Origin of the sequence: Paenibacillus sp. FSL R7-0128, assembly GCF_038002245.1 — a bacterium.
GTDB classification, from domain to species: Bacteria; Bacillota; Bacilli; order Paenibacillales; family Paenibacillaceae; genus Paenibacillus_AQ; species Paenibacillus_AQ silagei.
On the sequence record NZ_JBBOCD010000001.1, the window covers coordinates 7,291,120 to 7,316,024 of the forward strand.

At 56.0% G+C, this 24,905-nt stretch carries 21 protein-coding genes; 7 read left to right on the forward strand and 14 right to left on the reverse strand.

The window, feature by feature from the left end; translation table 11 throughout:
- Positions 1–25 precede the first annotated feature (25 nt).
- The 4 genes from NST26_RS31205 to NST26_RS31220 all read right to left on the reverse strand — a co-directional run bounded on the left by NST26_RS31205 (position 26) and on the right by NST26_RS31220 (position 3,673).
- A complete protein-coding gene (locus tag NST26_RS31205; protein WP_340980629.1) occupies positions 26–1,135 on the reverse strand; it encodes an ABC transporter substrate-binding protein in 1,110 nt (369 codons plus the stop codon).
- Between the two features lie 86 nt (positions 1,136–1,221).
- A complete protein-coding gene (locus tag NST26_RS31210; RefSeq protein WP_340980631.1) occupies positions 1,222–2,076 on the reverse strand; it encodes an ABC transporter permease in 855 nt (284 codons plus the stop codon).
- A complete protein-coding gene (locus NST26_RS31215; RefSeq protein WP_340980633.1) occupies positions 2,076–2,888 on the reverse strand; it encodes an ABC transporter permease in 813 nt (270 codons plus the stop codon). The genes NST26_RS31210 and NST26_RS31215 overlap by 1 nt, the downstream gene beginning before the upstream one ends.
- Before the next feature lie 2 nt (positions 2,889–2,890).
- Positions 2,891–3,673, reverse strand: coding sequence for an ABC transporter ATP-binding protein (locus NST26_RS31220; protein WP_340980635.1), 783 nt, complete (start codon positions 3,671–3,673; stop codon positions 2,891–2,893).
- 330 nt (positions 3,674–4,003) lie between these two features.
- Here NST26_RS31220 and NST26_RS31225 point away from each other — a divergent pair, with 330 nt between their 5' ends.
- The 3 genes from NST26_RS31225 (at position 4,004) to NST26_RS31235 (ending at position 8,385) form a co-directional block, all read left to right on the forward strand.
- Entirely contained in the window at positions 4,004–5,596 is a 1,593-nt protein-coding gene (locus NST26_RS31225; RefSeq protein ID WP_340980636.1) for a histidine kinase N-terminal 7TM domain-containing diguanylate cyclase, read from the forward strand.
- A gap of 364 nt (positions 5,597–5,960) precedes the next feature.
- Positions 5,961–6,806, forward strand: coding sequence for a DUF72 domain-containing protein (locus tag NST26_RS31230; protein ID WP_340957421.1), 846 nt, complete (start codon positions 5,961–5,963; stop codon positions 6,804–6,806).
- 94 nt (positions 6,807–6,900) lie between these two features.
- Positions 6,901–8,385 carry an alpha-amylase gene (locus tag NST26_RS31235; RefSeq protein WP_339252054.1) on the forward strand — a complete coding sequence of 495 codons (1,485 nt, stop codon included), beginning with the start codon at positions 6,901–6,903 and terminating at the stop codon, positions 8,383–8,385.
- Positions 8,386–9,134: 749 nt separating this feature from the next.
- Here NST26_RS31235 and NST26_RS31240 read toward each other — a convergent pair.
- Positions 9,135–9,743: a biotin transporter BioY gene (locus NST26_RS31240; RefSeq protein ID WP_339252056.1), complete on the reverse strand. Its 609-nt coding sequence runs from the start codon at positions 9,741–9,743 to the stop codon at positions 9,135–9,137.
- Between the two features lie 226 nt (positions 9,744–9,969).
- Between NST26_RS31240 and NST26_RS31245 the strand changes: the two genes are divergently transcribed.
- Both NST26_RS31245 and NST26_RS31250 read left to right on the forward strand, forming a co-directional pair.
- Positions 9,970–10,782 carry an ATP-binding cassette domain-containing protein gene (locus tag NST26_RS31245; RefSeq protein ID WP_339252058.1) on the forward strand — a complete coding sequence of 271 codons (813 nt, stop codon included), beginning with the start codon at positions 9,970–9,972 and terminating at the stop codon, positions 10,780–10,782.
- Positions 10,779–12,572, forward strand: a complete 1,794-nt coding sequence (locus NST26_RS31250; RefSeq protein ID WP_340980639.1) for an ATP-binding cassette domain-containing protein — start codon at positions 10,779–10,781, stop codon at positions 12,570–12,572. Before NST26_RS31245 ends, NST26_RS31250 begins: the two co-directional genes overlap by 4 nt.
- Before the next feature lie 468 nt (positions 12,573–13,040).
- Here NST26_RS31250 and NST26_RS31255 read toward each other — a convergent pair whose 3' ends face one another.
- The 9 genes from NST26_RS31255 to NST26_RS31295 form a co-directional block, all read right to left on the reverse strand.
- Positions 13,041–14,105: a hypothetical protein gene (locus NST26_RS31255; protein WP_340980641.1), complete on the reverse strand. Its 1,065-nt coding sequence runs from the start codon at positions 14,103–14,105 to the stop codon at positions 13,041–13,043.
- Between the two features lie 159 nt (positions 14,106–14,264).
- Positions 14,265–16,919, reverse strand: a complete 2,655-nt coding sequence (mprF, locus tag NST26_RS31260) for a bifunctional lysylphosphatidylglycerol flippase/synthetase MprF (protein WP_340980891.1) — start codon at positions 16,917–16,919, stop codon at positions 14,265–14,267.
- Between the two features lie 434 nt (positions 16,920–17,353).
- Positions 17,354–17,713 carry a FlxA-like family protein gene (locus tag NST26_RS31265; RefSeq protein WP_340980643.1) on the reverse strand — a complete coding sequence of 120 codons (360 nt, stop codon included), beginning with the start codon at positions 17,711–17,713 and terminating at the stop codon, positions 17,354–17,356.
- A gap of 85 nt (positions 17,714–17,798) precedes the next feature.
- Positions 17,799–18,665: a DMT family transporter gene (locus tag NST26_RS31270; protein ID WP_340957407.1), complete on the reverse strand. Its 867-nt coding sequence runs from the start codon at positions 18,663–18,665 to the stop codon at positions 17,799–17,801.
- Positions 18,662–19,891: a multidrug effflux MFS transporter gene (locus tag NST26_RS31275; RefSeq protein WP_442792666.1), complete on the reverse strand. Its 1,230-nt coding sequence runs from the start codon at positions 19,889–19,891 to the stop codon at positions 18,662–18,664. The genes NST26_RS31270 and NST26_RS31275 overlap by 4 nt, the downstream gene beginning before the upstream one ends.
- A gap of 237 nt (positions 19,892–20,128) precedes the next feature.
- Positions 20,129–20,746, reverse strand: a complete 618-nt coding sequence (locus tag NST26_RS31280; protein ID WP_036728168.1) for an alpha/beta hydrolase — start codon at positions 20,744–20,746, stop codon at positions 20,129–20,131.
- Positions 20,743–21,693: a ring-cleaving dioxygenase gene (locus NST26_RS31285; RefSeq protein ID WP_155991603.1), complete on the reverse strand. Its 951-nt coding sequence runs from the start codon at positions 21,691–21,693 to the stop codon at positions 20,743–20,745. The genes NST26_RS31280 and NST26_RS31285 overlap by 4 nt, the downstream gene beginning before the upstream one ends.
- A gap of 41 nt (positions 21,694–21,734) precedes the next feature.
- Complete coding sequence (locus tag NST26_RS31290) at positions 21,735–22,136, reverse strand: DoxX family protein (protein WP_036728167.1); 402 nt, start codon at positions 22,134–22,136, stop codon at positions 21,735–21,737.
- 146 nt (positions 22,137–22,282) lie between these two features.
- Positions 22,283–22,756: a MarR family winged helix-turn-helix transcriptional regulator gene (locus NST26_RS31295; RefSeq protein WP_036728164.1), complete on the reverse strand. Its 474-nt coding sequence runs from the start codon at positions 22,754–22,756 to the stop codon at positions 22,283–22,285.
- A 546-nt stretch (positions 22,757–23,302) separates the two neighbouring features.
- Here NST26_RS31295 and NST26_RS31300 point away from each other — a divergent pair.
- Positions 23,303–24,010, forward strand: a complete 708-nt coding sequence (locus tag NST26_RS31300) for a futalosine hydrolase (protein WP_340957403.1) — start codon at positions 23,303–23,305, stop codon at positions 24,008–24,010.
- Positions 24,010–24,861: a 1,4-dihydroxy-6-naphthoate synthase gene (locus NST26_RS31305; protein ID WP_340957402.1), complete on the forward strand. Its 852-nt coding sequence runs from the start codon at positions 24,010–24,012 to the stop codon at positions 24,859–24,861. Before NST26_RS31300 ends, NST26_RS31305 begins: the two co-directional genes overlap by 1 nt.
- The last annotated feature ends 44 nt before the right edge of the window (positions 24,862–24,905 follow it).

Genomic DNA, 24,905 nt, shown 5'->3' on the forward strand with positions numbered 1-24,905 from the left:
AGCTATGAAGGAATCCTGTTGCCTGTTATTTCGCCGCCATCTCCACAATCTCGTTCGTGTAAGCCTCCTCCACCTTGGAAGCCGTCTTGATGACCCCGAATTTCAGCGCGATATCGGCAGTCTGCTGGAAGGCGGCAGCATCCGTATAGCCCAGCTTGGAAGCATCGAAGCCCTCCGGCTGGATCAGCTTGGCAACCTCTGTCATCATCGTCAGCTGATGCTCCCGGGTTGTACTGCCCGCTTCCGCAAGCTTCATCACACTGTCCACAGCTGCTTCGGGATCAGCAATCGCATCCGCCCAGCCCTTCAGAGAAGCGCGGACGAACTTGGCCGCCGTCTCCTTGTTGCCCTCCAGCCACTCCTTATTGGCGAACAGATTGTCTTCGAGCATCGCCACACCTTCGTCATTCATGTCGATAACACTGAGGTCCTCTGCCTTAATGCCTGACTCCAGCACCACCTGATATTCGTTATAGGTCATGGCCGAGGCCGCATCCAGCTCACCGCCGAGGAACTGGTCCATCGTGAAGCCCTGCTTGGTGAAGTTCAGATCCTTGCCTGAATCCAGCTTGTATTTATCAAAAAGCGCCAGAAGCTCAAACTCATTGCCGCCCATCCAGTTGCCCACCTTCTTGCCCTTCAGCTCAGCCGGTGTAGTGATGCCCGCCTCCTTCTTGGATACCAGCACCAGCCCGCTCTTCTGGAAAATCTGGGCGATCTGCACCAGCGGCATCTCCTGCTCCTGGCTGGTCAGCAGACTCGCCACCCAGTCCACCCCGATATCGGCCGAACCGCCGGCCACCTGCTGCTCAGGCACGATATCCGGCCCGCCCGGCAGAATCTCAACCTTCAGGCCCTCCGCCGCATAATACCCTTTGTCCTGCGCCAGGAAGTACCCGGCGAATTGGGCCTGAGGCACCCATTTGAGTTGAAGCTTCACGGTAACCGGCTCAGCCGCCGGTTCTGTGGTTGCCGCAGCTTCCGGTGAAGCTGCCGCCGCATTCCCCGCAGTTGCTTCTGCTCCGGAGGGACTGGCGTTGTTGTTGCCGCCGCAGCCCGCAAGCAGCGAGATCAGCATTAGAGCCGCCGCAAGCCATAATCCTCCACGAGTTTTGCCCTGTTTGCCCTTCATCATAGCAACTCCCCCTACCAATCATTTTTTTGTAAGACGGCCTAACACAGTATGATTGCGTTCTTGTTGCCCTATGCAGGAATTACACACTACGTACGCCGGGAAGGGTGCCACTTGATAAACACCTTCTCCAGCCGCTCTACGACCAGGTAAAAGATTACTCCGGCAACCGCGGCAAGCACGATGCAGGACCAGCCCAGCGGCATCTTCGCCACCTTGATGGAATTCGAGAGCAGATAACCCAGCCCCCGCGAGGAGAAGAAGAACTCTCCGACAATCGCCCCGATCATGCTCGCTGTAGCGTTGATCTTCAAGGCGGTGAATACATAAGGCAGACTGTTCTGAATCCGCAGATGGCGGAATACCGCCCGTTTGCCTGCCGCATAGGAATGCATCAGGTCCAGCGCCAGCGGGTCCACAGCCGCCATGCCCTTGTAGGCATTGATCGCCATAGCCGCCATAGTGGTCGCGGTCACAATTGCCGCCCGCGAGCCGATGCCGTCCCCGAACCACAGGTTCATGATAGGGGCAAGCGCCACTATGGGCACGGCATTGAGTGCAGCTACCATCGTGAGACTGCCGCCGCCCCAGCGGGGCCAGGCCGTAGCAGCCAAGGCAATCAGGAAGCCGCAGCCGGAGCCGATCAGCATACCAAGAACGGCTTCAGTGAGGGTATACCCTGTATAAGAGAGCAGCAGACTGAGATTGTCCCGCATCGCTTCAGCGATGGCGGAGGGCAAGGGGAGCTGATATTTCTTCAGATCGAAGATGCGGTGAAAGATCTGGAGCTCCCACAGCAGCAGGAACAAAGCTCCGGCAAGCAGCGGCAGCACGAACCCGGGGTTCAGCCATTTCAGGAATTTCCATGGATCTCCGCCTTGATCCGTATCTGGCGTAATAACGTTGTTAGATGACGAGAATTCGCGAACCGTATTACTTTCCATTAGCGGCTGCCTCCTTGGGGACGGAATTCCGGCTGCCAGGGGGCTACCAGACGTTCCACCAGACTCATCAGCCAATAGCTGGCCATGCCCAGCAGAGCACCAACCAGTACCGTAGACCAGAACATATACGTATGGGAGGGTCCGTAATAGAGATTGCGGAGCATAATGACCCCGATCCCGCGCTGCGCACCCATGAGCTCAACCAGAATTGCACCCGTTACAGCCAGCGGCGCTGCAATCTTCAGCCCGCTGAACAGCCCCGGCAGCGCTGCCGGGAAGCGCAGCTTCCAATATACAGCCCACGGTTTAGCGGCATAAGAGTGCATCAGCTCCAGGGCAGAGGGGTCCACGCTCCGCAGACCGCGCAGCATATTCAGCGCCACCGGGAAGAAGGTGATATAGCCGGAGATGATGATCCGCGACAGCTGTTCATCCCGCACAATCCCGTATATAATCGGCGCCAGTCCCAGAATCGGAATCATCTGCGAAGCAACCGCATACGGGAAGGCAAGCTGCTCTATCGTCCGGGAGAGACTCATCAGCACGGCCAGCAGCACTCCAGAGAGCGCTCCGATCAGGAAGCCCACCCCGGCATTGCCGAAGGTAGCTCCCCCTTCACGGAGAAGGGTGCCGCTGTACTGCCACAGAGTAAGCGCCACCTCGTGGACATAAGGCAGCTTGGACTGGGCCAGCGGCGTCTTCGCCACATGCAGCAGCCACCAGGAGACCGCCTCCCACAGCACCAGCAGGCCGCAGATCCAGACAAACAGCGGTAGCGCGCGGTTCCGCATTAACGCACGGTTCAGCTTCATCACTACACCCCTTCGAAGCTGTCGCGGATACGGGCAATCAGCTCGAAGAACTCCGGACTGTTCCTCATGTCCGCCGTACGCGGACGGGGCAGCGGAATATCGACAACCGCCGAGAGCCTGCCCGGATGCGGAGACAGGACGAACACCCGGTCCGACAGGAAGATCGATTCGGGAATACTGTGGGTAACGAACACAATCGTGCTCTGTACCTTACTCCAGACGGAGAGCAGCTCTTCATTCAGCCGCTCGCGCGTGAATTCATCCAGCGCCGAGAACGGTTCATCCATGAGCAGGATTTCCGGCTCTATGGAGAGCGCCCGGGCAATGGCTACACGCTGCTGCATCCCCCCGCTGAGCTGCCAGGGATACTTATCAGCGAACCCCTGCAAGCCCACGAGATCAAGCAGCTCCAGCGCTTTGTCCTCACGGATCGATTTCTTGACGCCCAGCAGCTCCAGCGGCAGTGTAATATTATGCTTGACCTTCCGCCAGTCATACAGCACCGGACTCTGGAACACGATACCGTATTTCTGTGCCAGCCGGGCCTCTTTGGGGTTTTTGCCTGCCACCATGATATTTCCAGCCGTTGGTGTTATAAGATCTGCCATCAGCCTCAGAAGAGTAGTCTTTCCGCACCCGGAAGGACCCAGCAGGGAGACGAACTCCCCCTTGGCAATATCGAGACTTACCTGATGCAGGGCCAGCACATCTGCCGTCTCCGTCTGGTAACGCATTTCGACATGCTCCAGCTGTATTTCAGGAATTTTTGCTGCTACTAGTGACATCTCCAGTCCCCCTCCATCCCTGAATCTATTCAATGTTAATTAACATCACATAATTATCTTAACTCTCGTCCTCTTCCTCATTTCATGTAGGATTAATTAACATGTTACACGTTGCCTGCGAATCCCACATTAGACAAAGCGTAACATTGAGACTGTGAAATTCCGTCACTTTGTCTAGGGAGCCGCTTACAGTGTAAATAATAGAGCTGATTGCCGATAAAAATAGTAAGTAACTATAAGTGAAAACGGCGTTGCCATTGCATTTCATTTTGTGTCCAGGAGACTATTCACAATGTCCAATGCTTATCCCAATTCATGGAGGCGCTCCCCATGGCATCTCTGATTTCCAACTACATTATTATCGTTTCGATCTCCGGTGTGCTGAACGCCTTGCTCGCCCTGTTTGCTTTTTACAGGAAGACTGACTTCTCGGGCCTGCGCGCATTCATCGTCAGCTCCGCCGCCTCGGCGGTATACACATTCGCCTTCGCGCTCGAGCTCTCGGGGAACTCGATGGAACAGATTAAGTTCTGGATCAAGCTGGAGTATCTCGGAATGCCGTACATCGCGCCCTCCAGTCTGCTGATGATCATGCACTTCGTGGGCTTAGAGAAGCTAGTCTCCCGAAAACTGCTGGTCCTCCTCTACTCCGTCCCCGTGATCTCCACGGCGCTTGTCTGGACCAACGACTCCCATCACTTGTTCTATAAGGCTATCTACTTCCGGGAAGGCGCGCCTGCACCGCTGGTGGATATCGTCATGGGACCCTGGTATATCGTGCAGGGCAGTCTGACCTTCGGCTGTATGCTGGCCGGTATGTGCCTGATCCTCTGGCGCTGGGGGCGGATGCGGCGGGCTTATCTGCGGCAGATGCTGATTATTTTTGTCGGACAATTCCTGCCTGCGCTGGGGGCCTTCCTCTATCTGATGGACCTGACTCCATATGGAACAGACCCTGTACCTGTTGTGATGAGCGTAACCTCGTCCCTGTATATATGGGCCATTCTGTCCAGAGGGATGCTGACCGCCGCACCAATTGCCCGCGAGAATCTGTTCGAGAGCATGCGCGACGGCGTACTGGTCATGGACCTCTCCGACAAGCTGGTGGATTATAACCGGGCCGCTGCCGAGATGCTTGAGGATCTGGATGCCTCCGCCATCGGCCGCCCGCTGGCCCAGCTCTTCCTGCCTGCCGGCAAGGAAGCTGTCGATTATGTAATGAATTCCAATCCGCAGATCAGCGAGGAGCAGGAGCTGGTATGGCATTCCGGCGGAGAAGTCTGCTATTATCAGGTCCGTTCCTCTCCGGTCCAGAAGCATGACGGCCATCTTGCCGGGCGGATGATCATGCTGATTGATGTTACCGAACGCACCCTGCTCCAGGAAAAGCTGCTGCAGCTCGCCACTATCGACAGCCTGACCGGCATCTACAACCGGACCCACTTCATGGAGCTGAGCCGGCAACGGCTGCAGGAAGCTGCCGGCTCCGCCGCCCCCTTCTCGGTCATCCTGCTGGATATCGATTTCTTCAAGAGCATTAACGACCGCTACGGGCACCATCACGGGGATATGGCCTTACAGCATGTAGTAAGCGTATGCCGCCAGCATGTACGGGAGGGGGATGTCTTCGGACGGTACGGAGGTGAAGAATTCGTCTTAAGCCTGCCGGGAGCCCCCTTGAAGGAAGCAGCCCTGATCTCTGAGCGTATCCGCAGGGACATCGAGCAGAGCACCTTCTCCACCATCACAGGAACAATTAAAATCACAGCCAGCTTCGGCGTGACTGAAGCCTTCCGCCGTTCGATCTCACTGGAGGAGCTGCTCTCGGAAGCAGACCATGCCCTCTACTCCTCCAAGCGTAACGGCCGCAATAGCGTTCATCTGTATGGCGTCTCCTCCATCACCCGCTTCAAGCCCATGTGATGGAGGAGAAGCCCATCTTTTCCTGCCCCGCGCGTCACCTCACGCTTTCCCTCTGCATAACAAGTAGAAACGGCTTCGCCGTCCTTTCAAAGGACGGTACCGTTTCAGCGAGAAATAGGAGGATAATTTATAGCGTGAAACAAAAATTCTTATATTTGAATAAATGGCACCCGCCGGGTATATCCGCCTGCTCTTTTGGTGATACCAGCTTCCATAGCCCCTTTTTCTCCAGTTCTTTCCTGTCCCTGCACTGATTTCCGTCATTCCTGTTCTCCTGTTGTTTGCATAGGCGGGTTTTCAGTTTAATAAGAGTTAGCCGATCCGTTCGGCAGAATTCAGGTTCATGCGACATGGAGGGGGTTCTATGATCAAGATCGGGCTGACCGGCTTCGGAGACCATGAGGAGCTGTACGGCAAAATCAAACCTGCCGACCGCCTGCCCGCCTACAGCGCCCATTTTCCCATTGTGGAAATTGACAGCTCCTTCTACGCGGTTCAGCCGGTCCGAAATTACGAGAAATGGGTCAACCAGACGCCGGAGGCGTTCCAGTTCATTGTGAAGGCTTATCAGGGAATGACCGGACATCTGCGGGGGAAAAAGAATTACTACGATACGCCGGAGGAGATGTACCGGGCCTTCCATACCTCTATCGCCCCTGTCCGCTCAGCGGGCAAGCTGGCGATGGCGCTGTTTCAATTCCCGCCCTGGTTCGACTGCACCAAGGACAATGTGGATTTCCTGCGCGAAGCGAAGGAGCGGCTATTGGATGTACCCGCTGCCATCGAATTCCGTAATGATTCCTGGTACAGCCCTGAGATGCGTGAGCGGACCCTCGGGTTCCTGGAGCAGGAAGGCTGGATTCATACGATAGCCGACGAGCCGCAGGCAGGTTCCGGCTCCATCCCGATTGTCCCTGTCGCCACCCGGCCGGACCTCACCTACGTAAGGCTGCACGGGCGCAACACCGCAGGCTGGAATCAGAGCAGTCACCCAGACTGGCGCAAGCTTCGCTATCTGTACCGTTACAGCACCGAAGAGTTAACGCAGTGGCGGGACCGGCTGCTGGAGCTTGAACAGACCTGTAAGAATATTTACGTGGTATTTAATAATAATTCTGCCGGGGATGCCACTCCTAATGCCCAAGAGCTGCAATCGCTGCTTGGGATCGACGGCGGGCTGGCCCCGCGCCAACTGGACTTATTCAACTGATGTACAGAGGTCTACATAAATCTCTTCTACTCCCTGCTGAAGCATTTGATCACCGTCCCATTCGTCTTATATTTGTAGAGGAGGCCAAAGAATTATGAAGAGAAATCATACTATGATGCAATTTTTTGAATGGCATGTCGCGGCGGACGGAGAACACTGGAAACGCCTTGCCCAGATGGCCCCGGAACTGAAGGCGGCGGGCATTGATTCGGTATGGGTCCCCCCCGTTACCAAGGCCGTCTCGCCCGAAGATACCGGTTATGGAGTCTACGATCTGTATGACCTCGGTGAATTCGATCAAAAGGGTGATGTGCGCACGAAGTATGGAACCAAGCAGGAGTTAATCGACGCGATTGCCGAGTGCCTGAAGAACGGCATTGCGGTCTACGTGGATCTGGTCATGAACCATAAAGCCGGAGCGGATGAGACCGAGGTCTTCGAGGTTATTGAGGTGGACCCGAACGACCGCAACAAGGATATCTCCGAGCCGTTCGAGATTGAAGGCTGGACCAAATTCGATTTCCCGGGACGCGGCGAGGAATACTCCAGCTTCAAGTGGAATCACACCCACTTCAACGGAACCGATTTCGATGCCAAGGAAGGCCGCAACGGCGTATTCCGGATTGACGGCACGAGTAAAGGCTGGAATCAGAATGTGGATGATGAATTCGGCAACTACGACTATCTGATGTTCGCCAACATTGATTACAGCAATGACGATGTGAAGAATGAGATGCTGAACTGGGGCAAGTGGCTGGTTGACACCCTGCAATGCAGCGGGTACCGCCTGGATGCGATCAAGCATATCAACCATGAGTTCATCAAGGAATTCGCCATGGAGATGAAAAAGAAGCGCGGCGAGGACTTCTACATCGTCGGTGAATTCTGGAACTCCAATCTGGAGGCCTGCCGCGAATTCCTGAACACTGTCGATTACCAGATCGATCTGTTCGATGTCTCTCTTCATTACAAGCTGTACTCCGCCGCACTGGCAGGCCGGGATTTCGACCTGACGCATATCTTCGATGATACGCTCGTACAGACGCACCCCGCGAATGCCGTCACCTTCGTCGACAATCACGATTCCCAGCCTCATGAGGCTCTGGAATCCTGGGTGGGCGACTGGTTCAAGCAAAGCGCCTACGCCCTGATTCTGCTGCGGCGCGACGGATATCCCGTTGTCTTCTACGGGGATTATTACGGCATCGGCGGCCCTGCGCCGATGGAAGGCAAGAAGGACGCCATCGATCCTCTGCTCTGTGCTCGCTACACCAAAGCTTACGGTGATCAGGACGATTACTTCGACCATCCGAACACTATCGGCTGGGTCCGGCGCGGCGTTCAGGAGATCGAAGGCTCCGGCTGCGCTGTAGTCATCTCCAACGGAGACAACGGAGAGAAGCGGATGTTCGTGGGCGAAGCGCGCAGCGGAGAGGTATGGGAGGACTTCACCCATAACCGCGGGGAGTCCGTCACCATCGGCGAAGACGGCTGGGCCGTTTTCCCGGTGAATGGCGGAAGCGTCTCCGTCTGGGCGCTGCCCGAGCCGAAGCCAGCCGATGCCTGCGCGGAGGATTGAGCTTGTAAAGATTAATGCCGTCCCTGTTATTAGGGGACGGCATTTTTTTATAGGTGAGAAGTGACTCGGGATGGATCAAGGGTATTAGGAGCTCATCAGATCTAAACGTGTGAGAATTACTTTAGATAATGGCTTGCTGAGGTTTACCGCGCCCCGATTAGGGTGCAAGGGGGGCTAATTGCAATTTGTACAACTAAATCGCCGGATGTCCCGTTAAATCTCCGTTTAGTTGTATTTCCTGCAATTAAAATGCCTCTATACTTGGATTTTCGCCCATTCGGGCAAATTTAGTTGTATAGACTACAATTAGAAGAGGCAGTCCACCCTTCTCACTGTTTTTAGTTGCACAGAATACACTTATCCCCATTTTTTCGCTACGAACGAAGCTTCATACTTTACCGAACCCACCTATTACTTTGCAACTTCACTGCTTTCGCAGCCAATTTCCCATTTTATCCACAAATTATACACAAAAGAAATATATTACTCTATTTACACGCAAACAAGTTACTCATTGGCTCATTTGACACTCATCCGGCCAAACTCAGCGCCACCACTGGGATTTTCCCACAATGTTATCCACATTTTATCCACAGTACGTTCAGCATCTGACGGATGCCTATAGAATTACTATTGTGAACAACGCGAAATAGGCGAATCCACGCCACAGGGGCTATGAATTCGCCTATTTATGCTGAGCAAGACATAACTTGCAGTTAGCATTTGCACTTTTGGTCAGCAGCTTGCGCTTAAGGGGTTGTGGTTGTTTTGTCCCCGTCAGCCCAGACGCCTGTGTCATGGTTCAGAATACGTTCGATCGGATATACCTTCCATACCGCCGTTACTACAGCCGAACACAAGACTGCTTTGAGCAGGTCCCCCGGAAGAAACGGCCACATGCCTGCCGTCAATGCCTTGCCGAGTGAATCCATACCTGTAGAATAGGCCAGCCACCCCACACCGCCCGGATAAACTAACAGTGCCCCGAAGATAAAGTTAGCGGCCAGCAGCTTCACGAAGGTGTATTTGTCCTGCTTAATGCGTTCAGCGAAAAAGCCGATCAGCCAGGCCACGAACGGCCAGGAGAAAATATATCCTGCGGTAGGGCCAACCAGGACCGCCAATCCTCCGCTTCCGCCCATCACCTGGAATCCGGCAGCGGCGAGTCCGATCACGATCAGTACAGCAAGCGCCCCGTAACGGGCCCCAAGGATTGAACCAGCCAGCATTACCGCGAGGGTCTGCATGGTAATGGGTACCGTGGAGAAGGGCAGCGAGATTTTCAAATAACTCAGAGCTATCATGACGGCGGCGAATAAGGCACTGAATATCAGGCCGCGGGTGGTCCATTTCTTCATGGCCGAGAGGTTCCCCCTTTTTTTAAAAAATATAAGAATTTATATGTTTCACGCTACAAATTATCCTTCTATTTCTCACCGAAACGGTACCATCCTTTAAAAGGATGGCAAAGCCGTTTCCACATGGGATCACTATAACATCACCCTCCAGATACATCAATTCTGAAATCTTTGTTATAATGGGTAGCAATTGTTGACTAGAGCTGGACGGAAAGCAGGCATGAGGATGATCAGGGCGCATAATATAAGCTTGTCCGTGCGGGAGGGGCAGCATCGCCGAACGGTACTGCAAGGGATTAACATTCATATAGGGCCTGGGGAATGGGTAGCGCTGACAGGGGCCAACGGCTGCGGCAAAACCTCGCTAATCCGCTCCTTCAACGGACTGAACACCCCCTCCGGCGGCAGTCTGTCCGTGGCCGGACTGGATCTGCGCCTGCCGGAGAACCGTATGGCTGTTAAGCAGCACGTGCAGCTTGTGTTTCAGAATCCCGAAGCACAGACAGTTGGCTCCACTCCCTTCGAGGATATCGCCTTCGGACTGGAGAACCGGGGACTGGAACGGGGGCGGATGATTGCACGAATCCATGAGATTCTACAGCAGGTAGGACTAAGCCATAAAGCGGAGGCAGAGGTATCTACACTATCCGGCGGAGAGCGCCAGCGTCTGGCGGTAGGCTGCTGCCTGGCACTGGAAGCCGAAATGATTATTTTCGATGAGGCTACCTCGATGCTGGACCCTGAGGGAAGATCGGATATTCTGGAGCTGGCCCAGGGGCTATGGCAGGCAGGGACTACCATCCTCTGGGTCACGCAGCGGATGGAGGAGCTGGCTGCAAGCCCGCGCATTGCGGTGCTGGGCAAGGGGCAATTGCTCTATGACGGCAGCCCGCGCAGCCTGTTCTATACCTCGGAGCTGCCGGAGACCCTCGGCTGGCTTCCTTCTCCGGCCGTCCGGGTCGGGAAGCTGCTGCAGAAGCAGGGCTGGCCGCTTCACCTGCTGCCGCTGACCGGACAGGATCTGGAGGAGCTGCTATGAGAATTCGTACGGAGCATCTTTCCTTCTGCTATGAAGGCAGCAGGCCAGCGGTTCAGGATATCTCTCTGGATATTCCTACAGGTACACTCACTGTCCTCTGCGGAGTGAACGGGAGCGGTAAGTCTACGCTGCTCCGTCTGCTCGCGGGCCTTGCACAGCCCTCCTCCGGGCAGATACTTTATGATCACGGGAAGAAGACGGACTTCAAGACTGCCGAAGCTGTGTCCATGGTATTCCAGCAGCCGGAGACGCAGCTGTTCGCGGGTACGGTGCATAAGGATATCGAATATGGCCTGATGGAGCGCGGGGTGTCCAAGGAGAAGCGGACAGAGATCATCGCGGGCGCCCTGGCGAAGACCGGGCTGGCTTACGATGAATTCGCCGGGCGCTCTCCCTTTCTGCTTAGCGGGGGCGAGAAGCGGCGCGTATGTATTGCGGGTGCCCTGGCCGTACAGCCCGGGCTTCTGATTCTGGATGAGCCGACCGCAGGGCTGGACCCTCAGGCAGCGCAGGCACTGCTCGAAATGGTACAGCAGCTGCGCAGTAGCGGCCTGACCCTGATCATCGGCACCCATGATCTGGACAGCTTCCTGCCGGTTGGCGACAAGGTCATCGTGATGAAGCAGGGTGCTATCCATTATGACGGCCCTGCTCCGGCATTGACTGCTGATCCCAGCCTGCTGGCAGACGCCGGACTCACGCCCCCCGTCTATGCTTCTATGGGACGCAGAGCGGTGCAACATGGCCTGCTGGAAGCAGTCCCGGACAATCTGGAGGAGCTGCTGATAGGGCTGGAAAAGCACCCGCTGCCTATGCCGCAGACGGACAGGCGGCCGGCAGGCACTGGCGCCTCTGTCCGCAGCGGCGCCATGCCACCCGGCAACCAGAATACCAAAACCAGCGAACAACACAGTGCGGAATACAGCTTAGAAGGCAGCTGGAAGCGAGATCATTCTCCTCGATCCTCCAGAACAGAGAGGGTTCAGACGATAATCAGGCCTGGCAATCCAAGACTAGAACAGAACACCCCGCTCAGGCCCGGCTGGCAAGGACTCGATCCCCGGGCCAAATGGCTGGGGATGATTCTCGGCTCGCTGGTCCTGTTAGGGATGAACACTCTGCTCCCGCTGCTGCTTACCGCCGGGCTGCTGGCCGGGCTCGCGGCTTCGGCCCGCATCTCCTGGCGCCGGGCCTTCCGCTTCTTCCGCCCGTTCCTGCTGATGTTCCTGTTCCTCTGGCTCCTGTCCGGGCTTAGCTGGAGCTCTCCCGACTTCGCACTCGGGCCGCTCAGCTTCAGCTATGCAGGACTGGAGCGCGGGGGAATCAGTGTGCTGCGCTTCCTGCTACTGATTGCCCTGGGCTTCCTGTTCACCGAGACGACCACCGGTGCCCCCTTGCGCGAAGGTCTGGAATGGGGCATCGCTCCGCTGCGGGCCCTGGGCATCCGCACCCGTAACTGGTCGCTTGCCGTATCCGTGACCCTGCAGTTCGTGCCGTGGATTCTCGGCAAGCTGGCCCAGCTGCAGCTTGCGCTGGGCTCACGCGGAAGGCGCGCCCGCGGGGTGGCCCGCTGGTCCCCGAGGCAGATCGCCCTAATCATCGTGCCTCTGCTGATTCTTGTCCTGGGTATGGGCGACGAGCTGGCGACAGCCGTAGAATCACGGGGGTATGATCCCGCCAAGCAGCGGACCCCGGTCTATCAGCTCCGCTGGAGCAGGCGTGATACACTGGCAGCGCTAGGTATCCTGGCGGTTGCAGCTATGCTGTGGTGGGTAGCGCGTATCCGCTGAGCGGGTACGGGACGATTCAGCGAACAAAATCAACTTAGCGGATGGATAGTGTATGAACTTATACGTCTGCGCAGCTAATACAGTTAAACCCTTCTTACCTATCCGCCCACTTGTGGGGCATCCGGCGAAATCAGGGGCACTAGTGCCCCTGATTTTTGCTTCCATTGGCCTTAATTCGTTTTACTCTCCTTCGCGTCAGCCAATTGTATGCTGTTTTTGGCATACATTTGGCCCGTGCGCCTGCACGCCAGCACATTGTATGCTGTTTTTGGTATACATTCGGCCCGTGCGCCTGCGTGCCAGAACTTTGTATGCTGTTTTTCGCGTACACTTTTGGGACACCATTTACTCATTCAGCATGCGTACGGGCACTTCCCCCAACTCTGTGCACACTCCTAATCAAAAGTAAGCCGCCCCCTCCAGCAATCGGAGAGGGCGGCACCTTTTTTGCTGCCACAGCAGCTTTATTTACTTCAATGTACTCGCAATGACCGAGATATCACCAGATGAATAATCCAGGAAATACGCTGTTTTCGACTTTATATTAGCGTACAGAAATTTCGTGTTGCCATTCTTCGGCCATTCCTGATTCTTCAGCAGCGCCGCGCCTCCCTGAGAGAATAGGGACCATGAGCGCCCCTGCAGATCCCCCACAAACACCTGACCATTAATGACTTCCGTTACCCACCCGGAAATGTCGCCATCCTCTTTGAAGACCTGTTTGACAGAAGCCGTTTCTTTGCTAGTGGATTTGTTGATTAACTGGAAGACCTTCTGAGCCTCATCGGCTGAAGGACGGCTTACATTCCCCGGTACGGGCTGATAAGTGTAGGAAGTGTAAGCTGCATAGAAGTTCCCGCTGGAATGAATGGAGAAGTCTGTATTGAAGTCCTTGATTACCGTCACATTTCTTGAATACAAATTAACCAGCTTCACCAGATAGTCCGTGCTCATAATCCCTTGTGCCTGATACTTAACGGCCAAATACGGGTATGCCTGAAAATCCCAATCCATTACGGATACATTTTCATATCCCTTGTCAATAAACTTGGCATTATAAGTCACACTCGGCTTTGCCCAGGGATATTGATACAGGCTGAAGTTGTTTCCCGCTTGGACCATGATCCGTTCATTGGTTTTGCCGGTTGGAGCTACCCATTTTACTTTGTCCCCTGCCGTTTTAAGCGGGATATCCGTTTTGCTGAGGAGACGTCCATCAGAGGAGAATACGGATTTCGAAATTTTAGTGCCTTTGCCTTGTTTAAGAAGCACAATTTTCGGCGGACTGCTCATCACCTGTAGGTCCAGGATACGGCTGGAGTCCTCTGATATCGTAGTCGCAGTGTTTGTATGTAGGTCAACGATATCTGCTTTATTATTCACATGATCCACAAGTGCCGCTGCATTTCCGCTAATCCATACCACGTCGGTCCGCTCATTGACCGGCTGCTCTTTGGGATTCGCATTCACCGGACCGGCGGTAATCAGCATGCTCATAGTCAAAACAGAAATAAGCAATACTTTCTTGAACATAGAATAATCCTCCTGTTACGCGATTTTTGAATCCTTGTTTATGACGCTTGAATATAAAAAGTTGCAGAAAAACAAAAATTTTCCGTGACTTCTTATCGCCTTATCCGGCCTTCCGTATACTACAAGGCTTACTCGCCAATCGCCAGTAGGCTATTCATCTCACTTCCCCTCCTCCGGATGCCTGGAGACCAGCCTCACCAGATCCAGGGTCAAGAGAGGAAGAGTCACCGCAGCAGGATAGGCCAGATAACGCGGCTCCCATACCGGGTTGAACTTCTCCTTATACCGGCGCAGACCGGAGAAGCCATACCAGTGGCCTCCGCGCTCAAAAACCAGCCGGGCAAGCTTCTCCTCCCGCAGCGCTCCAAAGCGGCCCCCGACATTGGACAGCGGGGCAGACCCAAGATTGAAGCTTCTGTAACCGCGCGCTTTCGCCCATTCCAGCAGACACAGGAACAGGTAATCCATAGTTCCGTTCGGAGTATCCTTGTGATGGCGCATCAGATCCACCGAGACCGTCTTCTGCCCGTCATAACCAGGAGCCATGGAGGCAAAAGCCAGCAAATGGCCGTCTGCTCCACGCAGCAGCGCCAGCGGTGCGAGTTGGAGGTACGGCTCGCTGAACCAGCCCAGCGAGTAGCCTTTCTCCCTGCGCCCGGCCAGCCATTCCTCTGACAACAGGCGAAGCTCCTGCAGCAGCTCCTTCGAATGCTGGGCCTCCGTGATCTCGAAATGGTAGCCCTCGCGCTCGAACCGCCCCTTCACATTACGCAGGCTGGCGTTCCGCGATCCGCTAATACTAAAGTCCGCCAGCGGGACCAGCGCTTCTTCCCCCAGCTTAAAGAACCGGTAGCCCTGCTCATGATAGAGCGGAAGATGCGCCGGGGTCACCTGATAGAAGACTACAGATAGTCCATACAAATCAGCAGCCTGCCTGAACTCACTGATTCCGTTATTAAGCAGATTCATCGGCCCAAGCGGATCACCCAGTACCACCAGCTTGTCCCGGACTCTGGCGAAGGCGAACAGCACCTTGCCTTCCTGGGCCCAATAGAAGCTTTTGTCGCCAAGAAACAGCATATGGCTTAAGGCATTGCCCCAGCCCTCCGAGAGGAAGCGCTCCAGCCGCGCCATATCCTTATTCGCGAGAAGCGTATCTGCCTTGTGCTGCGGCCTGAGGGCTACAACCATCGTCAGCAGCAGCCAAGAGAAAATCAGTCCGCCGGCCGCCGTGGCGGCCACATTACTGTGCTGCCGCAGCCATTCCGGCTGGATGCCGGGCGGGAGATGCTTCAGGAAGCCGTGATGGGTATAACTCGCCAGCCCGTAATAGCTGAGGGCTACAGTTGAAGTCAGGAGCAGCCACCATAAGGTGCTTTTGGCGCTAAACGGAACGCTGACCCGATAGAACCGGCTTCGTGAGATCCAGAGAATCATCGCCACCACCAGCAGGAACAGAGCCTCCTCGTAATCGAACCCCTTCGTGAATGCAAATACCGCCCCACCCAATAGGAGCAGGCTCGTCCAGACATAAGCCCTGCGGACACGCAGCGAGATTCCCCGCGACAGCAGAATCAGCATAAAGCCGATTAGCACGGACAGATGGTGCGAGATCTGCATCACTGGCAGCGAGAGGAGCTCCTCTGTCACCTTCAGCCTGTAGAGCAGCTCAGGCGTAGCTGCCGACAGCAGCAGAAGCAGACCGCTGGCCAAGACCAGCTTGCCGAGTGCCCATACGCCCAGATCGCTGAGGAAGGTATATTGACCGGGCCAGCCCCATATTTTCTGCCAGACCGTCAGGGGGGCTTCTACTCTGTCGCCGCTGCGTTCAGCGCCCTTCGTACCCGGCAGCCCGAACTCCAGCGCAGCCAGCACCAGTCCGAGCAGCCAAGGGATAATGTAATAGAATAATCTGTAGATGACCAGAACTGCCATTGCATGGTCGCTCTTGATGCCAAGCTGGGTAAGCCCGAGCAGCGCAATCAGATCGAACGCACCGATGCCGCCGGGAGCCATACTTAGAATTCCCGCTATCGCAGCCACTACATAGATACTGAAGACGGTGAGAAACGGAGCGCTTCCGAGCATCTCACCGGCAATGAACCAGAAGGTCAGCCCGGCGAACACCCACTCCAGGAAGGAGGCACCCACAGAAGCAACCACAGTAAGCCAGGCGGTTCTCCCCTCACCCCGGTTGACCCATTTGGCGAAGAGCGCAGAGCGCTGGAGGAGTACAAAGAACGGCAGATACAGTGCTATCCCCCAGACTGCAAAACCCAGCCAGCGATGCGCCTCCAGCAGCCGGTCCGCCGGCAAAAGTCCGGTTATCGTCCCCCACCCAAGCAGCGACAGCCCCGTAATCATCAGCGGTGACAGGAACACAATGGCCGGCGCGAGCAAGGATGCAGGCACACTGCTCCGTTTATAGAGCAGCGTTCTAAGGCCCGCGCCAGCCAGACCGGCGAATCCAATCATATTATTGAACGTATTGGCGATCCAGGCATAACGGAAGGTCCGCAACCAGCCGATCTGCAGGCGGAAATGCCGCCGGATCAAGTAATCATAAGTACTCATGACCGCCACCGACAGCAGCGAAATTCCCAGCATCTGCATAATAGAGGGTACGGGAACGGATTTCAGATCACGGATAATTTTGCCTAAATGAATTTGCTTCAGCTCATGCTGCCCCTCCAGATAGACCAGACCGATAATCAGCAGCGGAAAAAGCGCACGCACCGCCTTAATCCGGTAGATGGATATCAGCAGCCGTACGAGCTTGAAGCGTTCCAATTTATTTTTGATTACAGTATGCATGACTTCACCTGTCCTCACTGCCGAACGCTCTTGTTGCCTGAACATATTCAGCCCTCTTCATACGAACCCATTATAACAAGATCCGCAACAGAACTCCCGTATAATGGTCACATGCCTATAAGAGTTAGACGGCGGGCGGAGGATAAGTCCCTGCATCAGATTTATATTTATCCGGTGATGGCGGGAAGCGTATACATCTATATTTGCACAAGTGGAAACGGCTTTGCCGTCCTTTTAAAGGACGGTACCGTTTCAGCGAGAAATAGAAGGATAATTTATCGTGTGCAACATATTAATTCTATATTATAAAAGCACCCGGACTGCGGTTAGTCCGGGTGCTTTTATCATCGTACCAAGGGTTGTCATCCCCTAACGGAGAGCCTGTCACCATGGCAATGGCGGCTCCCTTCAGAGACATGCTGTTCTCGCTCAGGCTATACTCGGATGTCGAATCTCCCTGCGCTGTCGGTGGTTGCGTTAGCAATCTCCTGAACGGATGCTGCTGTCAGCTTATGGTTACCGGCAGGCTTGTCCGGAGGCGCAGCAGCGCTCTGGGCAGAAGCGGAGCTGCCCGCAGCCTGTGACTTCTGGGTAATTTGTGCTTCGATTTGCTTGATCTGCTGTTCTAGCTGCTTGGTTTTGGTTCCTTTGGCTTGCTCGCTGTCCTTGCTTGCGCTTACTTTCTCAAGCTCAGCTTCCAGCTTCGCCTTCTGCTTCTCAAGTGCAGCGGTATCGCTGGCGCTGGAGGATGTATAAGATACAGATGATGAAGCGGCAACGGATGAGACATTCATGGGTGTCCCTCCTTTCACCTCTTCAATATATCCCTTTTCTCTACAATGAACGTTAAAATGCGCTGAAAGTTTGCTGAATATCCCTTCAACCCTTCCTGGCCCTCCGGTTCACCAGCATAACGCTCAGCAGGATGATGACCAGCCCGGCGATGGTATTGGCATAGACCTGCTCCTGCAGGAAGATTACGCCCCACAACAGGCCAAATACAGGCACGAGGAAGGTAACACTGACGGTCTTGACCGGGCCGATATTGGCAATCAGCCGGAAATACAGCAGATACGCCACTGAGGTGCAGATCAGCGAGAGGCCGAGGACAGAATATACAGCGGCGGAAGAAGGCAGACGATCCGGGGCAAAAATCACCGCCAGCGGCAGCAGCACCACACTTGCACCCAGCTGTTGTCCCGCAGCAAGCGCCAGCGGAGTGAGACCGGAGCCTACGCGTGATGCGTATAATCCTCCGAACGCATAGCAGAGCGCGGCTCCAAGAGAGTAACCAACGGATAAAAGAACCGTGCCGGTCAGCGGAAGCGGACTCCAGCCGACCAGCACGCCCACACCTACAAGGCCTATGATCAGCCCGGCTGATTTGGCCGCCCCCGGCTTCTCCTTCCGGGTCCCCCACGCCGCCAATGCCGCGAACATCGGGGTTGTTGCATTCAGAATCGCCGCCAGCGAGGCGCTTAAGTGCAGCTCGGCCATACAGATCAGCGTGAACGGGAGCGCCGCGTTAACCGCACCGAGCAGCAGGAAAGATCTCCAGTGCTTCAGGAGGCCCAACCTGCGCCGGGTCAGCAGCGCATAGAGCAGCAGAGCAGCTCCGGCAATCGTAACGCGCAGCTCTGTCGTGAAGACCGGACCGAGCTCCGGCGAGGCAATCCGCATGAACAGGAAGGAAGCCCCCCAGGCAAAAGCAAGCAGCAACAGGGTAGCAAAGTCCTTGCGGCTCACAGCTTGACCTCTCTTCTGCACAGCAGCAGATAGGACAGAACCGACAGGAGGCCCGCTCCCGCGATGACCAGCGCCATCGGCAGGGCCGAGCCACTGCCGCCAAGTCCGACCAGCGGAGCCGCGCAGCTCCCCAGCAGCAAGGGAAGCAGACCCAGAAGCGCAGAGGCGCTGCCAGCCGTCTCCCCCTGATCCTGCATCGCCAGCGAGAAGCTGGTCGTACCCACAAGACCTACACTTGCAACCACAGCGAACAGACAGATTAGGATCGGCAGCAGCCCGCCATCGGCGAGGAGGGTAATCAGCAGCAGAATACCTCCAGAGGTACTGAGCAGAAGGCCGCAGATCAGCAGCTTACGCTCACCCACTCTGGCCGACATCCGCCCGGCAATCTGCCCGGTCAGAATAATGCCGAGGCCATTCACGGCGAAAATCAGGCTGTACATTTGCGGGGATACCCCATAAATCGTCTGCAGAACAAAGGATGATCCCGAGATATAAGCGAACATGCCTGCCATAACAAAGCCCTGGGAGAGCGCGTAGCCCATGAATCCGGCATTGCCGAGCAGGATGCGGAAGGTACGCAGGGTCCCTCTGAGCCCGCTGCGGATACGCCGTTCCTTAGGCAGAGTCTCCGGCAGCCGCAACAGGATGACCGCCGCGAAGAGCAGCCCGCATACGAACAAGACGATAAATACCCCCTTCCAGTCCGTCACTCTCAGCAGTTGCCCCCCGATGACCGGCGCTGCAATCGGACCCAGTCCGTTGACAATCATCAGCAGCGAGAAGAACTTGGTTAATTCCGAGCCGCTGTACATATCGCGGACCGCCGCACGGGAGATTACCACCCCTACCGATCCGGCCAGGCCTTGAATGAAGCGCAGCACAATCAGCAGTCCGATGGACGGGCTGAACGCACAGAGCAGCGAGGATACCGCATAGATCATCATTCCGAACAACAGCGGAATCCGGCGCCCATGCACATCACTGAGCGGTCCGGCCACAAGCTGGCCCGAAGCCAGTCCCAGCAGGAAGAAGGTCAGGGTAAGCTGAATCATGGCGGGACTGGTATCGAAATAGAGACCAAGGGCAGGCAGGGCAGGCAGATACATATCAATCGACAGGGGACCAATGGTAGCGATGGCTCCCAGAATCACGGCAAGCTGCAGCCGCTGGCTTCTGGACGGCCCGCCCTCGGCCAGGCTTGTCACCGAATTTTGCTTCATCATGAACAGGATACATCCTTTCTTGCCCGTAACCTTTAGTAAGACGGCAGAGCCATTTATGTTCAGGTCCGTTTATATATTTCTCCATACTACCGATTACCGCTGGAATGTTCAATGAATTTCTGGTTGGGCGGGAAAGCGCGGCAGCTTGGCAGGAACAACAAAAAACCGCCTGCCGTAGCCGCCAATCCTCTCGGTGATCGGCAGGCCCGCAGGCGGTTATCTCAGGTGGTGCTGTTGTTACTCCTCAGAATCGGTAAGAGCGGCCAGCCAATCTCTTGCCGCCTCCGCCTCGGCGGCGCTCAGGCGGTGCCCCTGATTGCCCCAGTGCGAGGTAACCTCTGCCCCGGCACCGCTTAACAGTGCTTCCAGCTCCCGGGTCTCCTCGGAGCGGATAATCGGATCATTGGTCCCTGCCCCGATAAAGACCGGAACCCCCTGCAGCGAAGGAATCGCCAGGCCGCGCAGCGGAACCATCGGATGCAGCAGCACTGCCGCCCGGAAGATTCCTCCGTAGTGGAACAGCAGGCTGCCCGCAATATTCGCGCCGTTAGAATAGCCGACTGCTACCAGGTTATCAGCATCGAAGCCGTATTTTGCAGCCGCTTCATCCAGAAACTGCTTCACCTCATGGGTGCGGAAGATCAGATCCTCCTCATCGAAAATCCCCTCCGCCAGCCGCCGGAAGTAACGCGGCATGCCATTCTCCAGTACGTTGCCGCGGATGCCCAGCACAGATGCTCCGGGTGCCAGCAGCTCTGCAAGCGGCAGCAGATCACGCTCGTTGCCGCCTGTGCCGTGGAATAAGACCAGTGTTGGCTGGGTTACGTCTGTACCTTGCTCAAATACATGAATCATACCGGCTTCACCTCCAGTTCACGGATTTCAAACGGGCTGAGGTTCGCTTCAATCGCCGCACGCTGCGGCTCAAACCAAGCCGGAAGCATCAGCTTCTGCCCCAGCGCCTCCGGTGCTTCATCACGGGCAAAGCCCGGAGGATCGGTTGCAATCTCGAACAGAATTCCGCCTTCTTCCCGGAAGTAGATGGCATTGAAGTACTGGCGGTCCTGCACCGGAGTCGGCTGGTAGCCGTGACTCTGAACCCGGCGTCCCCACTCCAGCTGCTCTTTGTCATCTGCGGCCCGCCAAGCAATATGGTGAACGGTACCTGTACCGCCGCCGCCCTGCGGAACTGGAGTGGCCTTCAGATCAATAATATTGCCGATATTGCCTGAAGCTCTGTAGCGGATGTAGCCGTCCCCTTCAGCGATACGCTCCATTCCCAGGGTGCGGGAGAGTGTATCCGCTGTCCGGTCCGGGGCTGTGCTGTAGAGGACAGCACCCCCGAAGCCTTTAACCGCATGCTCTACCGGAACGCCGCCAAACGACCAGGTGCTCAGCGCACCCTCTTCACGCTCCACCAGTTCAATCCGCAGTCCGTCAAAATCCGCGAAAGAGAGATACGACTCGCCAATCCGGGTAACCTTAGTCACAGGAATCTGGTAAGCGGCCAGCCGCTGCTCCCAGAATCCGAAGGAGCCGGCCGGTACAGCATAAGTGGTCACACCGACCTGTCCTCCGCCGATTCTGCCTTTGCGGCCATGAGCCCAAGGGAAGAATGTGATGATCGTACCCGGCGCACCCTGCTCATTGCCGAAGTAGAGGTGGTAGACCTCGGGGGCGTCGAAATTGATGGTTTTTTTGACGAGCCGCAGGCCTAGAATTCCGGCATAGAAATCAGCATTACGCTGAGCGTCTCCAACAAAAGCGGTAACATGATGAATCCCTGCAGTATGCATAGTCATGAGTGAACCCTCCTGATAGTTGTGATGATGATGCGCTTATTTTAATTGAAGAATATTGCGTCTAGTGAAATCGAACCCGCGCCTGTCAGCGCTATACCTACAGCGACTACCAGCACCGTTAAAGGAAACTCAATCCCGTTCGCTGTGGACCAGAATCCGTTAGGAGCATGAACCTTCACAATGGCACCGAGCATCGTTGCCGCAATCAGCACCGCAGCCACCGGAGTCAGCAGACCCAGAGTGAACAGCAGGCCTCCGACCAGCTCCATCAGACCTGCCAGCACCGCCATACGCACGCCCGGCTTGATACCAATCGACTCCATCCAGCCGCCTGTTCCCTTAGGTCCATATCCGCCGAACCAGCCGAACAGCTTCTGTGCACCATGCCCGATGAACGCTACACCAATCACCAATCTCATCAACAATAAACCTACACTAACCATTTTAAACACTCTCCATTCTCTTGGTTTTAATTATCTTAACATTAAGATATTTGCTAATAAAATTGCTGAGCTATTATTCTCTTCTTTCGTTCAGCTTGCTAACAAGCAGACAACCTTACCGCAGCTGGGCTGCTACGGACTCACTTCTATACTCCCTTGCCCAGCTTCTTCAGCAGCAGCGTCGCCTGAGCCTTCTCTTCGCTGTCCAGTCCGCCCATCAGGCTGTGAATAGAATCGACATGCTGCGGGAAAATATCATCAAACAGCTCCCGTCCCGCCTCCGTAATCTCGGCATACGTAACACGGCGGTCATCCTCGCAAGGAACGCGCTTCAGCAGTCCCCGCTTCTCCAGCTTGTCGATATTGTAGGTGATGCTGCCGCTGGTGACCAGAATCTTCTCGCCAATCTGCTGAAGTGGAATCCGGTTTCTATGATACAGCACCTCCAGCACCATAAATTCCGCCGAGGCCAGCCCGTGACTCTTCATATCCTTCACCGCCTGATCCATCAGGCTCTTGTACGCCTTCGACAGAACGACGAACAATTTAAGCGATGCTGCCTGCTCCTGCTCCAGCGTAGTATCTGTCTCTGTTCTTGCTGTCTTATTCTTGCTGCTCATTTGGTACACCTCCTGACCGGCTGCATTTATCTTCAAGTTAATTATCTTTAAGTTAAGATAAATATACGTTATTGGAAGCAGTCTGTCAAGCGCGGGAGGTGAATTAATTTTCATTCCGCCCGGCGCAAGGAAGGATCGCTCTATGCTGCGGTCATGTGAAGCCTAATTCTTACAAAAAAGCTAACCTCTGCGGGTAAATCCCCCCCAACCCGCGCAACAATCACCCCCTCCAACTCCCGCAATAAGCAAGTGGAAAATCTACATCTAATAGAGCTGAATTTCGCCACTTTGGGCGGATCATCCTTAATTAAGTGCCTTTTATCCAGCTGCTGTTTTAGCAGGGTTTATTCGTTCATCAGCAAGTGGAGAAAATCCATCTATCTCCCGCTCCGCATATTTGACCTGTTCTCTAAAACGGCGTAGACTTTCAAAAGGTGAGTATACACCGAAGCAGACGGCTCTTAGCAAGCAACTTATTGGGTATTCCTAATACTTCAAATGAATCCTATTCTAATCTTATACCAAGGCTACAAAAGGAGGCTGATTATGGAATCGAAGGCTCATCATCATTCCGGGGCCGCCGCGCGCAGTGCTGCGGCGGAAGAAGCCCCCGCGCCGCGCGTGCTGATCGTGACGGCAGTCGCGGCTGAGCGCGAGGCGGTCCTGCGCGGCCTCGCCGGCAGCCGCAGGTTCGACGTCATCGCGGCGGGCGCCGGCCCCGCTGCGGCAGCGGCGGGCACCGCCGCCGCCCTGGCAGCCGGCTCGTACGGCTGCGTCGTCAGCGCCGGGATCGGCGGCGGCTTCCCGGGACGCGCACCCGTAGGCTCGCTGGTCATCGCCAGCGAGATGCTGGACGCGGCCCTCGGCGCAGAGACGCCGGAGGGCTTCCGCAGCGCTGCCGAGCTCGGCTTCGGCAGCGTGTCCGTGCCTGCGCCGGGCGGCACGGTACAGGCCCTTGCGGCCGCGCTGGCAGCGGCCGGCCTCACGGTAAGCACGGGCACCGTGCTTACCGTGTCCACCGCGACCGGCACCGCCGGGACGGCCGCGGCTCTGGCCGCGCGCCACCCGGAGGCGGCAGCGGAGGCGATGGAAGGCCACGGGGTCGCCGTGGCCGCCCAGGCGCTGGGAATCGCGGCGCTGGAGCTGCGCGCGATCTCGAACCCGGTCGGCCCGCGCGACCGGGCCGCGTGGAAGATCAATGAAGCGCTGGACGCTCTGGCAGCGGCGGCGGCTATTTTACGGGAGGTGCTGTAATGACACAAGAGCTTCATATTGCTTATTCCCCTTGTCCTAACGATACCTTTGTCTTTCATGCCTGGGCGCAAGGCCTGATTCCCGGCGCACCCCAGCTGGATGTAATGTTTGCCGATATCGATATTACGAACGGGCTTGCAGCAGACGGCGCCGGGCCTGAAGTGCTCAAGATTTCCTACGCCGCCCTTCCCTGGGTGCTGGACAAGTACAAGCTGCTCCCTTGCGGCGGTGCGCTGGGACGGGGCTGCGGCCCGCTTGTACTAACCCGCAAAGGCGCAGGCGCCATCAAACATCCGCGCGAGCTGTCCGGCCGCAGAATTGCCGTCCCGAGCGAACGCTCTACGGCATACCTGCTGTTCCGTCTTTGGGTAGCACAGCAGGTGCAGGGCGGTCCGGCCGAGATCGTCGTTATGCCTTTTGATGAGATCATGCCTGCCGTGCAAAAGGGAGAGATCGATGCCGGACTCGTCATCCACGAAGCCCGCTTCACTTACCCGTCTTACAATCTCAACCTGCTGACTGACCTCGGGAGCTGGTGGGAGAGCGATACCGGCTTGCCTATTCCGCTTGGTGCGATTATTGCCCGCCGCGATCTGGACCCTGAAGCCATTACCGGCTGGATTCGCAGCTCACTCCAGTATGCCTGGGACCATCCTCTGGACTGCCAGGAATACGTGCTAAGCCACGCCCAGGAGCTATCGCCGGAAGTGGCCAAATCGCATATTGATCTTTACGTCAATGAATTCACGATGAGCCTTGGCGAGGACGGCTATGCGGCCATCTCTGCACTGCTGAACCGGGCTGCTGCGGAAGGGCTTGTGCCTGCGGTTGATCCGGCGCTTTTGCGTTAGCAGGGGGGAGCTTCATGACCCCCCGTTCCTTTTGAACAGCAGGC

Coding starts and splice junctions, on each gene's coding strand:
- NST26_RS31210 (WP_340980631.1), bottom strand. CDS start 2,076: ATGGAAAGTAATACGGTTCGCGAATTCTCGTCATCTAACAACGTTATT.
- NST26_RS31265 (WP_340980643.1), bottom strand. CDS start 17,713: ATGAATGTCTCATCCGTTGCCGCTTCATCATCTGTATCTTATACATCC.
- NST26_RS31305 (WP_340957402.1), top strand. CDS start 24,010: ATGACACAAGAGCTTCATATTGCTTATTCCCCTTGTCCTAACGATACC.
- NST26_RS31220 (WP_340980635.1), bottom strand. CDS start 3,673: ATGTCACTAGTAGCAGCAAAAATTCCTGAAATACAGCTGGAGCATGTC.
- NST26_RS31300 (WP_340957403.1), top strand. CDS start 23,303: ATGGAATCGAAGGCTCATCATCATTCCGGGGCCGCCGCGCGCAGTGCT.
- NST26_RS31225 (WP_340980636.1), top strand. CDS start 4,004: ATGGCATCTCTGATTTCCAACTACATTATTATCGTTTCGATCTCCGGT.
- mprF (WP_340980891.1), bottom strand. CDS start 16,919: ATGCATACTGTAATCAAAAATAAATTGGAACGCTTCAAGCTCGTACGG.
- NST26_RS31245 (WP_339252058.1), top strand. CDS start 9,970: ATGATCAGGGCGCATAATATAAGCTTGTCCGTGCGGGAGGGGCAGCAT.
- NST26_RS31295 (WP_036728164.1), bottom strand. CDS start 22,756: ATGAGCAGCAAGAATAAGACAGCAAGAACAGAGACAGATACTACGCTG.
- NST26_RS31205 (WP_340980629.1), bottom strand. CDS start 1,135: ATGATGAAGGGCAAACAGGGCAAAACTCGTGGAGGATTATGGCTTGCG.
- NST26_RS31215 (WP_340980633.1), bottom strand. CDS start 2,888: ATGAAGCTGAACCGTGCGTTAATGCGGAACCGCGCGCTACCGCTGTTT.
- NST26_RS31235 (WP_339252054.1), top strand. CDS start 6,901: ATGAAGAGAAATCATACTATGATGCAATTTTTTGAATGGCATGTCGCG.
- NST26_RS31280 (WP_036728168.1), bottom strand. CDS start 20,746: ATGATTCATGTATTTGAGCAAGGTACAGACGTAACCCAGCCAACACTG.
- NST26_RS31240 (WP_339252056.1), bottom strand. CDS start 9,743: ATGAAGAAATGGACCACCCGCGGCCTGATATTCAGTGCCTTATTCGCC.
- NST26_RS31250 (WP_340980639.1), top strand. CDS start 10,779: ATGAGAATTCGTACGGAGCATCTTTCCTTCTGCTATGAAGGCAGCAGG.
- NST26_RS31230 (WP_340957421.1), top strand. CDS start 5,961: ATGATCAAGATCGGGCTGACCGGCTTCGGAGACCATGAGGAGCTGTAC.
- NST26_RS31275 (WP_442792666.1), bottom strand. CDS start 19,891: ATGATGAAGCAAAATTCGGTGACAAGCCTGGCCGAGGGCGGGCCGTCC.
- NST26_RS31285 (WP_155991603.1), bottom strand. CDS start 21,693: ATGACTATGCATACTGCAGGGATTCATCATGTTACCGCTTTTGTTGGA.
- NST26_RS31255 (WP_340980641.1), bottom strand. CDS start 14,105: ATGTTCAAGAAAGTATTGCTTATTTCTGTTTTGACTATGAGCATGCTG.
- NST26_RS31290 (WP_036728167.1), bottom strand. CDS start 22,136: ATGGTTAGTGTAGGTTTATTGTTGATGAGATTGGTGATTGGTGTAGCG.